Raw genomic sequence first — 17375 nt, forward strand, 5'->3', positions numbered from 1 at the left:
CACCTTAGCGGTAGAAGTCTTCGCGGGTCAGCGGCAGGTCATGGCTGCCATCGGCGAAAGGCTTCACCGCCAGGATCTGGTGCAGGTTGATCCAGCCCTTGGCAAAGGCATAGGAGCAACCCGCCAGGTACAGGCGCCAGATGCGTAGGGCCTTCTCCGGTACCAGCGCGCCCGCCTTGTCGAGTTGCGCTTCGAGGCGGTTGCTCCAGTGCTCGAGGGTGCGCGCGTAATGCAGGCGCAGGCTCTCGACGTCGACGATCTCCAGGCCTGCTTCACTGATCCGTGCACTGATCATCGACAAGTGCGGCAGCTCGCCATGGGGGAACACGTAGCGCTCGATGAAACTGCCGGCACCGCGCCCGACCGGTCGCCCGTCGGTGTGCCTGGAGGTAATGCCGTGGTTCATCACCAGGCCGCCCTCGCGCACCGCACCAAACAGACGTTGGCAATACAGCGCCAGGTTGGCGTGGCCAACGTGCTCGAACATGCCGACACTTACTACCTTGTCGAAGCGGCCGTCCTGGGGCAGGTCGCGGTAATCGAGAATCTGCAGCTCCACCTGCCCTTCCAGGCCATCGGCCTTGACCCGCTCACGGCCGAGCTTGAGCTGCTCTTTGCTCAGGGTGATGCCGAATACCTTGGCGCCGAACTCCCGGGCCGCATAACGCGCCAGCCCGCCCCAGCCACAGCCGACATCCAGCAGGTAGTCACCTTTTTTGAGGCGCAGCTTGCGGCACAGGTGCTCGAACTTGTTTTGCTGGGCTTGCTCGAGGGTGTTGGTGGGCGATTTGAAATAGGCACAAGAGTAGGCCATGTCGCTGTCCAGCCACAGCTGGTAGAAGGCGTTAGACAGGTCGTAGTGGTAGGAAATCGCTGCCGCATCGGTAGCCTTGTCATGCTCGGTACGCACCGGCTGGTCGTCTTCTTCATCCTTGAGCAGGGCCACGCTGAGTTCATCACAGACGCGGATCACCTCACCGATGGAGCCCTCCAGTTCCAGCTTGCCTTCAACGAACGCCGCGCCCAGCTCATCCAGGCTCGGATGAGTCAACTGGGTGATCAGTTGCGGATCCTTGACCAGGATGGTGACCTGCGGTTTTGGACCCAGATCGAACTCATGGCCATCCCAGAGCTTCAGTCGCAGTGGCAGTTGCAGGCTTTGCAGAACAGGTGGAAGTTGCGCAAGCATGAAATGAGCCTCCTTTTTTCATCGGACGTCTGTCGAAAAGGGTAGTTCATCTACAGCAAGTTTCAGCTAATGCAGACCATAGTCTGAGCCTGTCTGGCCCATTCCAGACCTTGCGCTGGGGGCTGGAACCTACGATTCATTGTATACAATCGAGCAATTTGCAGATTAGTCTTGGCGCCATTGTCGATTCTTCATCCTGGAGTACAACAATGAAAACCTATGATGTAGTAATCATCGGCGGTGGCCCCGGCGGCTATAACGCAGCTATCCGTGCCGGCCAACTGGGCCTTAGCGTCGCCTGCGTGGAAGGTCGTTCGACCCTCGGTGGCACCTGCCTGAACGTCGGCTGCATGCCATCCAAAGCCCTGCTGCATGCCTCCGAATTGTATGAGGCGGCGGTTGGCAGCGAGTTCGCCAACCTCGGCATCGAGGTCAAACCGACCCTCAACCTTGCGCAGATGATGAAGCAGAAGGACGAAAGCGTCAGCGGCCTTACCAAGGGCATCGAGTTCCTGTTCCGCAAGAACAAGGTCGACTGGATCAAGGGCTGGGGCAAGCTTGATGGTGTCGGCCGGGTCAAGGTGACCGACGACCAGGGCGCGGTAACCGAGTTGCAGGCCAAGGACGTCGTCATTGCCACCGGCTCCGAGCCGACGCCGCTGCCTGGCGTGACCATCGACAACCAGCGCATCATCGACTCCACCGGCGCCCTGGCCCTGAGTGAAGTGCCCAAGCACCTGGTGGTAATCGGCGCCGGGGTCATCGGCTTGGAGCTGGGTTCGGTATGGCGCCGCCTGGGCAGCCAGGTGACTGTGGTCGAGTACCTCGATCGCATCTGCCCCGGTACTGATGAAGAAGCGGCAAAAACCCTGCAACGCGCCCTGGCCAAGCAAGGCATGAAGTTCAAGCTCGGCAGCAAGGTCACCCAGGCGAGCGCTTCGGCGCAAGGGGTGAACCTGAGCCTGGAGCCTGCTGCAGGCGGCAGCGCCGAAACCCTCGAAGCCGACTACGTACTGGTTGCCATCGGCCGGCGCCCCTACACCCAGGGCCTTGGCCTGGAAAGCGTCGGGCTTGAGACCGACAAGCGCGGCATGCTCGCCAACCAGCACCACCGCACCAGCGTCCCGGGCGTGTGGGTCATTGGCGATGTCACCTCCGGGGCGATGCTCGCGCACAAGGCCGAGGATGAAGCGATCTCCTGCATCGAGCAGATTGCCGGCAAGGCCCACGAGGTCAATTACAACCTGATCCCGGCGGTCATCTACACCCGTCCGGAACTGGCCAGCGTCGGCAAGACCGAAGAGCAACTGAAGGCCGAAGGCCGCGAGTACAAGGTCGGCAAGTTCCCCTTCAGCGCCAACAGCCGGGCCAAGATCAACCACGAGACCGAAGGCTTCGCCAAGGTCCTGGCCGACGCCCGCACCGATGAAGTGTTGGGCGTACACCTGGTTGGTCCAAGCGTCAGCGAGATGATCGGTGAATATTGCGTGGCCATGGAGTTCAGCGCTTCAGCCGAAGATATCGCCCTCACCTGCCACCCGCACCCGACCCGCTCCGAAGCCCTGCGCCAGGCGGCGATGAACGTCGACGGCAAGGCGATGCAGGTCTGATCAGTCAGTCTGGTCGAACTGATGAAGCCGGCCTTCGAGGCTGAAGGCCGGTTTATCCACAATCAGGCCAGGGCCGCCTGCTTGTTTTCCACAGCCAGCAGGTCAAAACGCTCGGCCAGGAACGGGGTGATATCCAGCGGCAGGGTTTCCTGGTGCACGACCTTGTCGATCAGCACCCCGGTGATGGCCGAGGTGAGGATGCCAGTACGAAAGTGTCCACAGGCATTCACGTAGCCGCTGACTTCAGGCACCGGCCCCAGAATCGGCAGCTCGTCCGGTGAGCCCGGACGCAAGCCAGCCCAGGTGCGCTTGAGGTTGATCTGCGCCAGCTCCGGCACGCAGCGAACCGCGCCCTGAACCAGGCCGTTGATCTCCGGGAAGGTGTTGCTGACGTCGAAGCCTTTGTCTTCGGTAGTGCTGCCGATCAGGATCTCGCCGTTGTCCTTCTGCGCCATGTAGCAGTCGCTGGTGGTCAGGCAGCCTTGCAGCAGCTTGGGCATGCGCTCGGTGAGGATGATCTGGCCTTTGACCGGCTTGACCGGAATCCGCAGGCCGGTGGCCCATTCGCTCAGGTCTGCGGCCCAGGCGCCAGCGGCGTTGATCAGGGTATCGCAGTGAAAGGTGCCCTCTTCTGCGGTTTGCACGCCGCTGACCCGCGAGCCCTGGTGCAGCACGCCGGTGATGTTGGTGTTGTGGAACAGGTCGACGCCGTTCTGGCGCGCCGCTTCCATATAGGAATCGGCCAGGCGGAACGGGCTGACCTGGTGATCGCAAAGGAACTCCAGAGCGCCATGGGCCTGATGGCTGACTGCCGGCTCCGCCTGGCGCAGGGCGTCGCGGTCGAGCCAGCGCACCTGGTCGGCCAGGTGCGGAATCTGCGCGACGATGTGCTCGGCATAGAGGCGGTCTTCATCGTCGTAGATCACGTATTTGAGGCCCGTGCGCTCAAACTTGAAGTCCATGCCGTGGCGCTCGATCAGCTCGCTGTGCAGCTGTGGATAAAGTGCGTTGGACTGCAGGGCAAAGTCGAAGAACGACTGCGGCAGGATATGCGGCGTGCTCGAATCCACCGCCACTGCCGCGCCATGGGCCTCGCGCTTGTGCTTGGCCGACATCATGCGAAAGAAGATCACCCCGCAGCCCAGGCCCACCGATTCACCGATTGCCCACAGGCCGCCGGCCGACGCGCGGGTGGCGTTGCCCGGGCGCTTGGCATCGATCAGGGCGATCTTCAGGTTCTTGCGTTTGGACAGCTGGTAGGCGCACGAGGCACCGATCACACCACCACCGGCGATGACCACATCATAGGTTCTGTTCATGCTTCAGGCTTCCGTGCCGAGTTGCTGGAATGCGGAGAATGGAATCGGGTCGATCGGGAAACGCGGCCGCAACCAGCCGACATCGGCGCGTCCGGTCGCTTCACGCAGGCGATCGCTGCAATAGCCGACGCACATGCGCCCCTGGCAGTCCCCCATGCTCACCCGGGTGCGCATCTTCAGCCCGGCCATGTCTTCGACGCCCTGCTCCAGGGCGCGGTCGATGTCGCTGCGGGTCACATGCTCGCAACGGCAGATAACGGTGTCGGGCTGCGGCAGGTCGATCTGTTTGGTACCGCGATGGGTGTAACGCTCTACACCGGCGCGAAAACGTTTGATCGCCGCCAGCTGGCCGAGGTATTTCTCACGCAGTTCGATGGCCTGTTCAGCGTTGAGCACTTCACGCTGGAGCAGGATCGAGACGGCGGCGATACGCCCGGTGATCATCGCCGCCTCACCTCCACGAATGCCGCCCATGTCGCCGGCCAGGTGGATGTGTGGCTGGCTGCTTTGCTGCCAGACGTTGCATTCTGCGCGCAGGTAGCCGTCTTCGTTGAAGCCGTGGTCCAGGCCCAGTTGCTGGCTGAGTTGCGTGCGCGGGATAAACCCGTAGCCCACCGCCAGGGTTTGCGCCGGTTCACGCTGGGCCCGGGAGAGGTCCGGTTGCCAGTCTTCACCGTAGGGTGCCACGGTCACCTCTGCCAGTTCGCCTTCCCCCTTGGCTTCGACAACGCCCCAGCCGTAGTACATGGGGATGCCGTTGAGCTTCATGTAGCCGAGCATGCTCAGGCCATCGAGAAACAGCTGTGGCTTGTTCATCAGCGCCAGGCTTTCGCGGGCAATCTTGCTGAACGCGCAGGCTTCATAGACACCGGCAACTTTCGCACCGGCGGCGTGCAGCTGGCAGGCCACCAGCGGCAGCAAGGGCCCGGTACCAGCGATCACGGTACTGCCCAGGGGTTTGACCACACCGCTCTTGATCTGCAATTGCAACCCGCCAAGCAGCATAACCCCCGGCAAGGTCCAGCCGGCGAAGGGTACGTTGCGCTCGTGGCAACCGGCTGACAGCAGCAGGTGGGAATAGTCGATTTCGTGCAGTGTTTCTTCGGCATCGAGGACCATCAGGCGCTGCTCGTCACCACCGACCACGCGACTGTTCAGGCGCAGGTCAATGCGATCGCCGCAGGCGGCAAAATCCTTGTGCAGTTTCTTTAGCGCCTTGCTGTAACGCGAGCCCAGGTAGCCCAGGTCAACGCCGCTGCGCAGCGGCCCGCGAAACACCACGCCACCCGGGCGCGAGGCTTCATCGAACAACAGGCTGGCGACACCGTGTTTGGCCAGCTCGATTGCTGCAGCCATACCCGCTGAACCACCGCCGACAATCACTGGACGCAAGCTCATGGTGCCTCCTGCCCGGCAAAACGGTTAGTCCCGGTCTCAACCTGCATGCCCGGCTGTACTACGGTCTGGCAGGCGCGGCGCTTGGGCCGGCCATTGATCGACACCAGGCAGCAATGGCACACGCCCATGCCGCAGAAGGCGCCGGTCAGTTGATGGTGATCATTAAGCGCCACCTGGCGCAGGCCCACGGCGTTAAGCACGCTGAGCACGGTTTCACCGGCGGCGACATCAATTGCCTGGCCGTTGAGTTCGATGGTCATGTCCGCCCGCGACAGGGGCTGGATATCTAGCTTTCGCTCCAGAGTCTGCATAGCTTTTCGTCCGTGAAAAAGAAACATGGACTGCGCACACTATGCCAAGCACGTAACTGGACTATTGATCCAGGCCAGCTAATGGGTCTGTTTGCCAGACAAGCCGACAAAACAGGGCAGATGGCCTGTGCTGATCTGACCGAAACGGAAGAGGCGCTGGTCAGTCTGTTTTTTTACTCGTGCTCGAAGTTGATGGCGCGAGGGGCTTCTTTTCGGTCTGACCTTTGTCGTGACTGTGCTCCTTTTTGAATCTTTGGTGCCATCGCTCCAATGCCTCTGCACCATCTGAAGCTTGGCTAAGCGGGCTGAGGAGCAAGAGAGCAAGCAGGATTGAGCTAACCAGTTTCATGAGGACCTCACTTTTTTACTTTGAACGTGTCCGTACTGCCCCAACAACCAGGCCAAATCATCGAAGATCGCAGCGAAATGCATCGCCCCAAGCCGACGCAATGAATTTGCGGTTCGGTGTGATTGAAGGATCATCCGGGGGTAGCTTTGTAGGGAGCGAGCGAGGCGGCTCAAACCAGCGCCTATGATCTGCGCGATCGGGTCTTGAGGGTCAAGATGCTTCAGGTCGGCATGCACCCGCCGCAGTTCACGCGCTAGTTGCAGTGACAATCTGCCCAGGTACTCGTGTTGATGCTGGCTATCGAGTGTTGCTGGGGCCAACGCAGCCAACGAGGCGAGACGGTGCTGCTGGCGCACCTGCCATGAGTGATCACTACCGGCGGCACCCTGTCGAAGCAATACCAGGGTCTCGCGATGAAGGGCGTTAACTAGCCCATCGAAATTCCTGTCATTTCGTTTTGGCAGTAGCTGGTACGCAAGCAGACAGATACCCAAAGCGATGATCCATGAGGCTGACTGATTCGCGAAGTCGTTGAAGTCATACGCGGGTACGAGAGTGGTTGAAACCAATGTGTTGAAGGCGATCAGAAAAGCTACCCCTTGGAAAGCGCGGGAAGGCAATGTAGTCGCGTGAATGCCGAACGCCCAGAAAATGCTCAGGCTGACCAGGAGCAGTGGCAGACCATTGATCTGCGGCAGGATGAGGAACTTGCAAACGAGCGCTGCGGGAATCGCATACAGCGTCCCACGTAGAAAGCTTTCGGTGCCTTTTTCTGGAGTGGGCATTGCAGCGATCAGCGTGCAATAGGGCCCCAGAACTGCCAGCAAAACAGGGCCTTGGTCCCAGCCACTTATGTACCAGACAGCACCTGCCAGCAAAGTTGCCAGAAGGGCTCTGATCCCGTTACGCAGGCCGTCGGCGTAATGGCGATGAAAGCGAAATGGGCGATGAACATGAGCAGTTTCTTGCTCCAGGGAAGAGAAGCCTTCCAGGGCCAGAGCGAACGCTTCCAACTGCTCGTCCAAGCGCCTGAACGCAAGGAGGGTACGTTGCTCTGGATGACTCGATTGAGGAGCCGAAGCTACTTTGCTTGCTAGCTCGTCACGAATGTTTCGAACTCGAACCTTGGCCTCTGACAGGCTCAGAGAGTGTTCGCTTAATGCCGTGCTTAGCGAAGCTAGCTGAAGGCCCGTTGCCGAAACTGCATCTGTTGATTCCATTACGGACAAGTCGGCAGGCAACTCATGTTCCAGCAGTGCCGATTGCAGGTAAGCCGAGCCAGACCTGATGGCTTTCAAATTGTCACTGATGACCCAGGATTCACCTCGACCCAGGCCAAGGAGATCGTCCACCTTGTTGATCTCTGCCGCGAGGACAAGGCGTTTGCGATGCGCCTGCTCATCTGCAGGTTGGGTGTACTTCCCTGCAATCAATGCTGCGGTATTGGCACACAAGTTAATCACTGTATCGCGTATGCGAGCCTCAACTTTCTTGCGACTGAAAAGAACGGTAACCAGGGTCAGACTAATAGCCCCGACCACCACCGCAGTGGCACGGGAGACAATGTGCTCAAAGCTGATCTGAGGTTCGACGATGGCAGGCCCCAACGCCAGGCAGACGGTGTAGCCGGCCACTACGGCGGTCGTTGCGTAGTAATGCCGAACTACCGACATAGCGGCTACACATAGCCCAAGCCATATACCAATGCCCACTATCAACAGGAGCATTTGCTGGGCGAAACACGCCACCAGAACGAATGCGGCTACTGCACCTACCAGTGTGCCGGCGATACGATGCAGACCTTTGCCCACCACAGCTCCCTGAACGGGATTGACCAGCAGGAGCACGGTAGAGGCCGCAGAGAATGGCGAGTCCAGATGCAGATAGAGACCTACGCACAATGCCAGAGCTGCTGCCATGCAACTGCGCAAGACATACAGGCTTGAAGAAGAAGTAAAGGGCAACGGCAATGCGCCAAACCATTTACCTATAGCTACGGCGCCCATTACAGAAACTCCTGGAGCCAATGAGTCAGACGCCGATGGTTTCGTACCTCAGGCTGGTCCACCTCAATACTTGCTGTCATGCCTGCTGCAAGCTCCACGCCCTCCGGGATGTGGTCAATTTCAATACGCACCGGCAATCTCTGGGCCAGTCGAATCCAGCTGAACGTCGGGCTCACCTGAGGTAAACCGTTCTGCGCCCGGACTTCATTGGTATCGGAGACTCCCCGACCTATGCTCGACACATGGCCGCAGAGCAGTGGCGAGAACCCCATGAGCTTGACCTTGGCATTAGCTCCGAGAGGAATATTTGTGAGTTTGGTCTCCTCGAAATAGCCGGTGACCCAGAAGCTCTTGCTGTCGACAACGAACATGTTGGTGCCACCTGCAACGGCATAATCTCCGGGTTGCAAACGCAGTTGGGTGACGTAGCCATCTACGGGCGCAAAGATCTTGGTGCGTTGTAGTTCCAGTTGAGCCTGTGCCAACTGGGTCTGTGCAATGTTCAGCCGAGCTTTGGCGATTGCACTGGAGCGTACAGCGTTATCGATCTCTTCCTTGGGCACTACACCTACAAGCAGCTTGCGGCGGCGTAGCTCTTCGTTGCGCTGCTGGAACACCTCCTTGACCTCGGCCAGTTCGGCGGCTTTTTGATCGACTGCCAGGGCATAGCTTCGAGCATCGATGCTGTACATCAGATCGCCTTTCTTCACCCACTGGTTATCACCGACCCAAACCCGCTCGATGCTGCCCGATACCTCGGGAGCGATTCGGATGACCTGAGCACTAATGCGGCCATCTCGGGTCCATGGTGCCAGTACATAGGTATTCCAAAGTGACAGGCAGAAATAGAGGGAAAAGGCACCAACAACCAGGGTGGCCAGGAACTTGAACAATCTCACTACGTGATTCATCGACGCCTCTTCAGAATTTGATGACCAGCAGAGAAAGCAAGGACACCGACAGGAAGAATCGGAGCAGGCTGGGATGCCACATCAGGTCCAACCAACGTCGCGTCATCCTTTCCAAAATGAGATAGAGCACCGTTGCTACCAGCAGGTAGATGAACAGTGGCGGGAAGTACACGTTGGCAAAGGAGAACTCGCTGAGCATGGATCGCACCTGTTGCTGGCCAAGTCAGCGCATCGTAGAAAATGCAGCTTGAATCCGATATGGACTATTAAGACAATAAATAATCAAATTCAGACAGGGGTGGCACTGGATGGCTACAACCGCTTTCCCTCTGGATCTTCATGATCCTGATGCGCTCGCGCAGCCGGCTGTGGCCTTGCTGATCGAGTCTCAACAAAACGACACAGAAGTACCTGTGCACTACCACCGCAAGGGCCAACTGATCGTGGCATTGAAAGGGGGAAACGTGTGCACCATCGAAGATGGCTTATGGATGGTGCCGACAGGGTTTGGTGTATGGGTCCCAAGTGGAACGGTTCATAGCAATCGCGTTACGGCCAACGGCAAGATCTGCCTGCTGTTCATAGAACCTGGTATCGCTCAGCTTCCGGAGCATTGCTGCACCCTGGCATTGAGCCCACTGATCCTGGAGTTGGTTTTGTATCTGGCAGGTGGCCCTAACGATTATCCTGCCGCTGGCCAGATTGCGCGGCTTGCTGGGGTGCTACTTGAGCTTCTGGAACAAGCACCTGCTGAGCGTTTTTATCTACCGCTTCCGAAGAGCCCGCAAGTGCGGCAGATTGCTAGCGCCTTGGCTGCGGCCCCTGCTAGTCGAGTAACAGTGGCTGAGTGGGCAGACAGGGTTGCCATGAGTGAGCGGACCCTTGCGCGGCTGATCAAAAACGAGACGGGCCTTACCTTCGGACATTGGCGTAAGCAATGGCAGATAATCGTTGCATTGCAGCACTTGGTCGAGGGCGCATCGGTGCAGAGCACCGCCGAAGCGTTGGGCTATGAGTCCGTCAGCTCGTTCATCAGCATGTTTCGCAAAACGCTTGGAAACTCACCAGCTCGCTATGTTCGTGAAGCGATCGTGAGTCGAAAACTGAGATAGCGCACAGGCTAAAGCATGAAGAAGGGAGCCAGTGGCGGCTCCCTTCTTCAGCGACAGTTTTAATTCTCTAAAACCATCCGGACTTTACCGCAGCAATGGTTACTCGACAGTCACCGACTTCGCCAGGTTACGCGGCTGGTCGACGTCGGTGCCCTTGAGCACTGCCACGTAGTACGACAGCAGTTGCAGCGGGATGGTGTAGAGGATCGGCGCCAGGGCGTCGATGATGTGCGGCACGGCGATCACGTGGGTGCCTTCGCCATTGCTCATGCCTGCCTGTTCGTCGGCGAAGACGATCAGCTCGCCGCCACGGGCGCGGACTTCCTGCAGGTTGGACTTGAGCTTTTCCAGCAGCTCGTTGTTCGGCGCCACAGTGACTACTGGCATGTCGCTGTCGACCAGCGCCAGCGGGCCATGCTTGAGCTCACCGGCCGGGTAGGCTTCGGCGTGGATGTAGGAGATCTCTTTGAGCTTCAGCGCACCCTCCATGGCCACCGGGAATTGCGCGCCGCGGCCCAGGAACAGGGTGTGGTGCTTGTCGGCAAACAGCTCGGCGGTCTTCTCGACGATCGCATCCATGGCCAGGGCTTCGCCCAGGCGAGTTGGCAGGCGACGCAGCTCTTCTACCAGCTCCGCTTCGACGCCTGCAGCCAGGGTGCCGCGCACCTGGCCCAGGGACAGGGTCAGCAGCATCAGTGAAACCAGCTGGGTGGTGAAGGCCTTGGTCGAAGCCACGCCAATTTCCGGGCCGGCCTGGGTCAGCAGGGTCAGGTCCGACTCACGCACCAGCGAACTGATACCGACGTTGCAGATTGCCAGGCTGCCGAGGAAGCCCAGTTCCTTGGCGTTGCGCAGGGCGGCCAGGGTGTCAGCGGTTTCACCCGACTGCGAGATCGAGACGAACAGGGTGTCAGGCTGCACCACCACCTTGCGGTAGCGGAACTCGCTGGCGACTTCGACCTGGCAAGGAATACCGGCCAGGCTTTCCAGCCAGTAACGGGCAACCATACCGGCATGGTAGCTGGTGCCGCAGGCAACGATCTGCACATTGCGCACCTTGGCAAACAGCTCGGCAGCTTGCGGGCCGAAGGCCTGGACCATGACGTGGTCCTTACCCAGGCGGCCTTCCAGGGTACGTTGCACCACGGTTGGCTGCTCGTGGATTTCCTTGAGCATGAAGTGGCGGTAGGCGCCCTTGTCAGCGGCTTCGGCACCTTCGTGATACTGCACGGTTTCGCGCTGGACAGCAGTACCGGCAACGTCCCAGATGGTGACCTGGTCGCGACGGATTTCGGCGATATCGCCCTCTTCCAGGTACATGAAGCGGTCGGTGACCTGGCGCAATGCCAACTGGTCGGAAGCCAGGAAGTTCTCGCCGTGGCCCAGACCGATCACCAGCGGGCTACCGCTGCGGGCGGCCAGCAAACGGTCTGGCTGCTTGGCGCTGATCACCGCCAGGCCGTAGGCGCCATGCAGTTGCTTGACGGTCGCCTTGAGGGCATCGCCCAGGTCCGGCAAAGTTTTGAGAGTGTGCGCCAGCAGGTGAACGATCACCTCGGTGTCGGTCTCGGAGCTGAAGATGTAACCCAGGCCCTTGAGCTGTTCACGCAGCTCTTCGTGGTTCTCGATGATGCCGTTATGCACCACGGCCAGTTCAAGGCCAGAGAAATGCGGGTGGGCGTTGTGTTCAGTTGGCGCGCCGTGAGTCGCCCAACGGGTGTGGGCGATACCCAGGTTGCCGGCCAGCGGTTCGGCGGCAACGGCGGCTTCCAGTTCGCTGACCTTGCCGATACGGCGGCGGCGCTCAAGGTTGCCCTGCTGGGTGAAGACGGCCAGACCTGCGCTGTCATAGCCGCGGTATTCGAGGCGCTTGAGGCCTTCGATCAAAATGGTTGTGATGTTACGTTCGGCGACGGCACCAACGATTCCACACATTATTCATGCTCCTGGGTGATAGCGGCGCAAATCACGTTGATGCCGCGGGCTTCAATCTGTACGCGTGCCTCATGGGGCAGGCGCTCATCGGTAATAAGGGTGTTGACGCTGCTCCAGGGCAGCTCAAGATTGGGAATCTTGCGCCCGACCTTGTCGGACTCGACCATGACGATCACTTCCCGGGTGACTTCAGCCATCACCCGGCTCAGGCCCAGCAGTTCGTTGAACGTGGTGGTGCCGCGCGCCAGGTCGATGCCATCGGCGCCAATGAACAGTTGGTCGAAGTCGTATGAGCGTAGTACCTGCTCGGCCACCTGGCCCTGGAACGATTCGGAATGCGGGTCCCAGGTGCCGCCAGTCATCAGCAGTACCGGCTCGTGTTCCAGCTCGCTGAGGGCACGGGCCACATTCAGCGAGTTGGTCATGACCACCAGACCGGGTTGATGACCCAGCTGCGGGATCATCGCGGCGGTGGTGCTGCCACTGTCGATGATGATCCGTGCGTGTTCGCGGATGCGACCTACAGCGGCTTTGGCGATGGCTTGCTTATAGAGGGAGACCGGTTGGCCCTGATCAGTAAACAGTTCCTGCGGCAGCGTTACCGCACCGCCATAGCGACGCAACAGCAGGCCGTTGGCTTCGAGGGCTGCCAGGTCCTTGCGAATGGTCACTTCTGAGGTTTCGAAACGTTTGGCCAGTGCGTCGACGCTCACCTCCCCCTGCTCATTGAGCAAAGCCAGGATGTTATGGCGTCGTTGAGGGGTGTTACGTTTCGACATGGCGTCTTTAAGTTTCGATTCGAAAGATAATGATGCCAATCAAAACCTATAGTGGTTGATGCGTCAAGGACGTCGGGAAAAAATTCTTGCTGTGTATAAGTTTCCTCACAGCGATCTTTTATCCACAGAATGAAAAAGGCCGACTTATGCACAATCCAGTCGGCCTTTTCTATCAGCTGTGGGTAACTCAGCTTTTCTTGATTTTCTCCGGCCGCTTCCAGCCATCGATGTTGCGCTGACGTGCGCGACCGACAGCGAGTTGCGCCGCTTCGACATTCTGGGTGATGGTCGAACCGGCGGCAGTGGTGGCCCCGTCGAGGATATCCACAGGCGCGACCAGTGAGTTGTTCGATCCGATGAACACGTCTGCGCCAAGTACCGTCTTGAACTTGTTGGCGCCATCGTAGTTACAGGTGATGGTGCCGGCACCTATGTTGGTGCGTGCGCCTACCTCGGCATCGCCCAGGTAGGTCAGGTGGCCAGCCTTGGCGCCTTCACCGAGGTGAGCGTTTTTCAGTTCGACAAAGTTACCCACATGGGCGCGAGCGTCGAGCACGCTGCCAGGGCGCAAGCGGGCAAACGGGCCGGCATCGCTACCCTCGCCCATGATTGCGCCTTCCAGGTGGCTGTTGGCTTTGACCACTACGCCTTTGCGCAAGGTGCTGTTCTTGATCACGCAGTTCGGGCCGATGACCACGTCGTCTTCGATCACCACGCGGCCTTCGAGGATCACGTTGATATCGATGAGCACATCGCGACCAACGCTTACTTCACCGCGCACATCGAAGCGCGCCGGGTCACGCAGGGTCACACCCTGGGCCATCAGGCGGCGGCCTTCACGCAACTGGTAGTGACGCTCCAGCTCGGCAAGTTGACGACGGTCGTTGGCGCCCTGCACTTCCATCGGGTCCAGCGGCTGCTCGGTAGCGACCACCAGGCCATCGGCTACAGCCATGGCAATGACGTCGGTCAGGTAGTACTCGCCCTGGGCATTGTTGTTCGACAGACGGCCTAGCCAGTCAGCCAGGCGCGCGCCCGGGACGGCGAGAATTCCGGTGTTGCCTTCGTTGATAGCTTTCTGTGCGTCGCTGGCATCCTTGTGCTCGACGATCGCCGCCACCTGGCCCTGGGCATCGCGAACGATGCGGCCATAGCCGGTCGGGTCATCCAGAGTCACGGTCAGCAGACCGAGCTGCTGCGGGGTAACCTTGGCGAGCAGGCGCTTGAGGGTATCGACTTCGATCAGCGGCACATCGCCGTAGAGGATCAGCACGGTTTCGGCGCTCAACGCCGGCAGGGCCTGGGCGACGGCGTGGCCGGTACCCAGTTGTTTGTCCTGGAGGACGAAGCTCAGGTCATCAGCGGCCAGTCGTTCGCGTACCAGCTCTGCACCGTGCCCGATCACCACATGAATGCCCTGCGGCTGTAGCTGGCGGGCGCTGTGGATAACATGGCCGAGCATGGAGTCGCCGGCCACCGGGTGCAGTACCTTGGGCAGCGCCGAGCGCATGCGGGTACCTTGGCCGGCGGCGAGAATAACGATATCGAGAGACATTGACTGGCTACCAATCCTGGAAGGTCAGCGCTGTGACCAGAAGAAGAATTTCGGAAAAAGAAAAAGGGTAGCCGAGGCTACCCTTTAACTCAATCGCAACAGAAAGTGATCGGCGAGTGCCGGTTACTTCATTTTGCGGATTTGCTGGACGGTACGCAGCTGGGCTGCGGCCTCGGCCAGACGTGCGGCAGCGGCGCCGTAATCGAACTCCGCGCCTTTTTCGTTCAGGGCGTTCTCGGCAGCCTTGAGGGCTTCCTGAGCCTGAGCTTCATCCAGGTCGCTGGCACGTTGCACGGTATCGGCAAGCACCTTGACCATGTTCGGCTGGACCTCGAGGAAACCACCAGAGATGTAGAACACCTCTTGGGCGCCACCCTGCTTGGTCAGCGTGATCGGACCTGGCTTCAGATTAGTGATCAGCGGGGCGTGGCCTGGAGCGATACCAAGATCACCCAGGTTGCCGTGCGCAATCACCATCTCGACCAGACCGGAGAAAATTTCCCCTTCCGCGCTGACGATATCGCAATGGACTGTCATAGCCATCTGCTTGCCTCAACCTGATTAGCGCCCCTTGCGGGGCGCCGGGATTACAGTTTCTTGGCTTTCTCGACGGCTTCTTCGATGCTGCCGACCATGTAGAACGCTTGTTCTGGCAGGTGGTCGTAGTCACCTTTGAGGATGCCGCTAAAGCCTGCAATGGTGTCTTTCAGGGAAACGTATTTGCCTGGAGAACCGGTGAAGACTTCGGCCACGAAGAACGGCTGGGACAGGAAGCGCTGGATCTTACGAGCGCGCGATACCAGCTGCTTGTCGGTTTCGGACAGTTCGTCCATACCCAGGATGGCGATGATGTCCTTCAGCTCTTTGTAGCGCTGCAGAACATACTGAACGCCACGAGCGGTGTCGTAGTGCTCGTTGCCGATCACGTTCGGGTCCAGCTGGCGCGAAGTCGAGTCCAGTGGATCGACCGCTGGGTAGATACCCAGGGAGGCGATGTCACGGGACAGTACGACGGTGGCGTCCAAGTGGGCGAAGGTGGTCGCTGGCGACGGGTCGGTCAGGTCGTCCGCAGGTACGTAAACGGCCTGGATCGAGGTGATCGAACCTTCCTTGGTCGAAGTGATACGCTCTTGCAGAACGCCCATCTCTTCAGCCAGGGTCGGCTGGTAACCTACTGCCGAAGGCATACGGCCCAGCAGTGCGGATACTTCGGTACCGGCCAGGGTGTAACGATAGATGTTGTCGACGAACAGCAGAACGTCGTTACCTTCGTCACGGAACTTCTCAGCCATGGTCAGGCCGGTCAGCGCTACGCGCAGACGGTTTCCTGGTGGCTCGTTCATCTGACCGTAGACCAGCGCTACTTTGTCGAGAACGTTGGAGTCCTTCATCTCGTGGTAGAAGTCGTTACCCTCACGAGTACGCTCACCCACACCGGCGAACACGGAATAACCGCTGTGCTCGATGGCGATGTTACGGATCAGTTCCATCATGTTTACGGTTTTGCCTACACCGGCACCACCGAACAGACCAACTTTACCGCCCTTGGCGAACGGGCAAACCAGGTCGATAACCTTGATGCCGGTTTCCAGCAGGTCGTTGCCGCCTGCCTGGTCAGCGAACGAAGGAGCGTCGCGGTGGATACCCCAGCGCTCTTCTTCACCGATCGGGCCAGCTTCGTCGATTGGGTTACCCAGGACGTCCATGATCCGGCCCAGGGTCGCTTTACCGACTGGTACGGAGATGGCTGCGCCGGTGTCTGCAACGTCCAGACCGCGCTTCAAGCCTTCGGTCGAGCCCATCGCAATGGTACGAACCACGCCGTCGCCCAGCTGCTGCTGAACTTCCAGGGTGGTTTCCGCGCCTACTACTTTCAGCGCGTTGTAAACACTCGGAACGCTGTCACGTGGGAATTCCACGTCGATGACGGCGCCGATGATTTGAACGATACGTCCGCTACTCATAGCTGGATCCTCTGAATATTTGAACCGTTAAACCGCGGCAGCGCCGCCGACGATTTCCGAGATCTCTTGGGTGATCGCAGCCTGACGCGCCTTGTTGTAGATCAGCTGCAATTCGCTGATCAGGTCACCGGCGTTGTCGGTGGCGTTCTTCATCGCGATCATCCGGGCAGCTTGTTCAGCTGCGTTGTTCTCGACCACCGCCTGGTAGACCTGCGACTCCACGTAACGCACCATCAGGCCGTCCAGCAGCTCTTTGGCGTCAGGTTCGTAGAGGTAGTCCCAGTGGTGCTTGAGTTCTTGATCCGGGGTTGCAACCAACGGAATCAACTGCTCGACCGTTGGGGCTTGCGTCATGGTATTGACGAACTTGTTCGATACCACGGACAGACGGTCGATACGACCATCCAGGTAAGCGTCCAGCATGACCTTGACGCTGCCGATCAGATCGTTGATCGACGGCTCTTCGCCCAGGTGGCTGATCGCGGCTACGACGTTACCGCCGAAGCTGCGGAAAAACGCCGCACCCTTGCTGCCAACCACGCAAAGATCGATCTCGATACCTTGCTCGCGGTTGATCGCCATGTCCTTGACCAGGGCCTTGAACAGGTTGGTGTTCAAGCCACCGCACAGACCACGGTCACTGCTCACGACGACATAACCGACGCGCTTTACTTCGCGTTCGATCATGAAGGGGTGGCGGTATTCCGGGTTGGCGTTGGCCAGATGACCGATAACCTGGCGGATACGCTCCGCGTAAGGACGGCTAGCAGCCATGCGCATTTGTGCCTTGCGCATTTTACTGACCGCCACTTTTTCCATGGCGCTGGTAATTTTTTGCGTGCTTTTGATGCTCGCAATCTTACTGCGAATCTCTTTTGCGCCTGCCATGTAACACCTATCAGGTTAGCAAGCGGGGGCCGCAAAGCCCCCGCTGCGG

Annotated in this window: 15 protein-coding genes; 2 read left to right on the forward strand and 13 right to left on the reverse strand. The window is 59.4% G+C overall.

What is annotated here, in order from left to right; translation table 11 throughout:
* Nucleotides 1-4: 4 nt before the first annotated feature.
* Nucleotides 5-1189 (reverse strand): C17 cyclopropane fatty acid synthase CfaB, encoded by a 1185-nt coding sequence (gene cfaB, locus ABIE20_RS13965; RefSeq protein ID WP_401290920.1) that lies wholly within the window; start codon nucleotides 1187-1189, stop codon nucleotides 5-7.
* Nucleotides 1190-1398: 209 nt separating this feature from the next.
* Here cfaB and lpdA point away from each other — a divergent pair, with 209 nt between their 5' ends.
* On the forward strand, nucleotides 1399-2799 hold the full coding sequence (lpdA, locus tag ABIE20_RS13970; protein WP_429505576.1) for a dihydrolipoyl dehydrogenase: 1401 nt from the start codon (nucleotides 1399-1401) through the stop codon (nucleotides 2797-2799).
* Nucleotides 2800-2861: 62 nt separating this feature from the next.
* On the opposite strand, the gene hcnC is transcribed toward lpdA, so the two are convergent.
* The 6 genes from hcnC to ABIE20_RS14000 all read right to left on the reverse strand — a co-directional run bounded on the left by hcnC (nucleotide 2862) and on the right by ABIE20_RS14000 (nucleotide 9292).
* On the reverse strand, nucleotides 2862-4118 hold the full coding sequence (gene hcnC / locus ABIE20_RS13975) for a cyanide-forming glycine dehydrogenase subunit HcnC (protein WP_429505577.1): 1257 nt from the start codon (nucleotides 4116-4118) through the stop codon (nucleotides 2862-2864).
* Nucleotides 4119-4121: 3 nt separating this feature from the next.
* Nucleotides 4122-5516, reverse strand: a complete 1395-nt coding sequence (gene hcnB / locus ABIE20_RS13980; RefSeq protein WP_429505578.1) for a cyanide-forming glycine dehydrogenase subunit HcnB — start codon at nucleotides 5514-5516, stop codon at nucleotides 4122-4124.
* A complete protein-coding gene (hcnA, locus tag ABIE20_RS13985) occupies nucleotides 5513-5827 on the reverse strand; it encodes a cyanide-forming glycine dehydrogenase subunit HcnA (RefSeq protein WP_429505579.1) in 315 nt (104 codons plus the stop codon). Before hcnA ends, hcnB begins: the two co-directional genes overlap by 4 nt.
* 345 nt (nucleotides 5828-6172) lie before the next feature.
* On the reverse strand, nucleotides 6173-8182 hold the full coding sequence (locus tag ABIE20_RS13990) for an FUSC family protein (protein WP_429505580.1): 2010 nt from the start codon (nucleotides 8180-8182) through the stop codon (nucleotides 6173-6175).
* Nucleotides 8182-9093: an efflux RND transporter periplasmic adaptor subunit gene (locus tag ABIE20_RS13995; protein WP_429505581.1), complete on the reverse strand. Its 912-nt coding sequence runs from the start codon at nucleotides 9091-9093 to the stop codon at nucleotides 8182-8184. The genes ABIE20_RS13990 and ABIE20_RS13995 overlap by 1 nt, the downstream gene beginning before the upstream one ends.
* A gap of 10 nt (nucleotides 9094-9103) precedes the next feature.
* Nucleotides 9104-9292: a DUF1656 domain-containing protein gene (locus tag ABIE20_RS14000; RefSeq protein WP_429505582.1), complete on the reverse strand. Its 189-nt coding sequence runs from the start codon at nucleotides 9290-9292 to the stop codon at nucleotides 9104-9106.
* A 109-nt stretch (nucleotides 9293-9401) separates the two neighbouring features.
* Here ABIE20_RS14000 and ABIE20_RS14005 point away from each other — a divergent pair, with 109 nt between their 5' ends.
* A complete protein-coding gene (locus ABIE20_RS14005; RefSeq protein ID WP_429505583.1) occupies nucleotides 9402-10205 on the forward strand; it encodes an AraC family transcriptional regulator in 804 nt (267 codons plus the stop codon).
* A 99-nt stretch (nucleotides 10206-10304) separates the two neighbouring features.
* Here the strand turns inward: ABIE20_RS14005 and glmS are convergent, their stop codons facing one another.
* From glmS to atpG, 6 genes are all read right to left on the reverse strand, one after another.
* Entirely contained in the window at nucleotides 10305-12140 is a 1836-nt protein-coding gene (gene glmS / locus ABIE20_RS14010) for a glutamine--fructose-6-phosphate transaminase (isomerizing) (protein WP_429505584.1), read from the reverse strand.
* Nucleotides 12140-12919 (reverse strand): DeoR/GlpR family DNA-binding transcription regulator, encoded by a 780-nt coding sequence (locus ABIE20_RS14015; protein WP_429505585.1) that lies wholly within the window; start codon nucleotides 12917-12919, stop codon nucleotides 12140-12142. Before ABIE20_RS14015 ends, glmS begins: the two co-directional genes overlap by 1 nt.
* Nucleotides 12920-13106: 187 nt before the next feature.
* A complete protein-coding gene (gene glmU / locus ABIE20_RS14020) occupies nucleotides 13107-14474 on the reverse strand; it encodes a bifunctional UDP-N-acetylglucosamine diphosphorylase/glucosamine-1-phosphate N-acetyltransferase GlmU (protein ID WP_429505586.1) in 1368 nt (455 codons plus the stop codon).
* Nucleotides 14475-14597: 123 nt separating this feature from the next.
* Entirely contained in the window at nucleotides 14598-15017 is a 420-nt protein-coding gene (locus ABIE20_RS14025; protein WP_045199415.1) for a F0F1 ATP synthase subunit epsilon, read from the reverse strand.
* 44 nt (nucleotides 15018-15061) lie between these two features.
* Nucleotides 15062-16438, reverse strand: a complete 1377-nt coding sequence (gene atpD / locus ABIE20_RS14030) for a F0F1 ATP synthase subunit beta (RefSeq protein ID WP_115084568.1) — start codon at nucleotides 16436-16438, stop codon at nucleotides 15062-15064.
* A 27-nt stretch (nucleotides 16439-16465) separates the two neighbouring features.
* Nucleotides 16466-17326 (reverse strand): F0F1 ATP synthase subunit gamma, encoded by an 861-nt coding sequence (gene atpG, locus ABIE20_RS14035; RefSeq protein ID WP_429505587.1) that lies wholly within the window; start codon nucleotides 17324-17326, stop codon nucleotides 16466-16468.
* Nucleotides 17327-17375: the final 49 nt, after the last annotated feature.

Origin of the sequence: Pseudomonas sp. 2835, from assembly GCF_050435905.1 — a bacterium.
Classification (GTDB): domain Bacteria; phylum Pseudomonadota; class Gammaproteobacteria; order Pseudomonadales; family Pseudomonadaceae; genus Aquipseudomonas.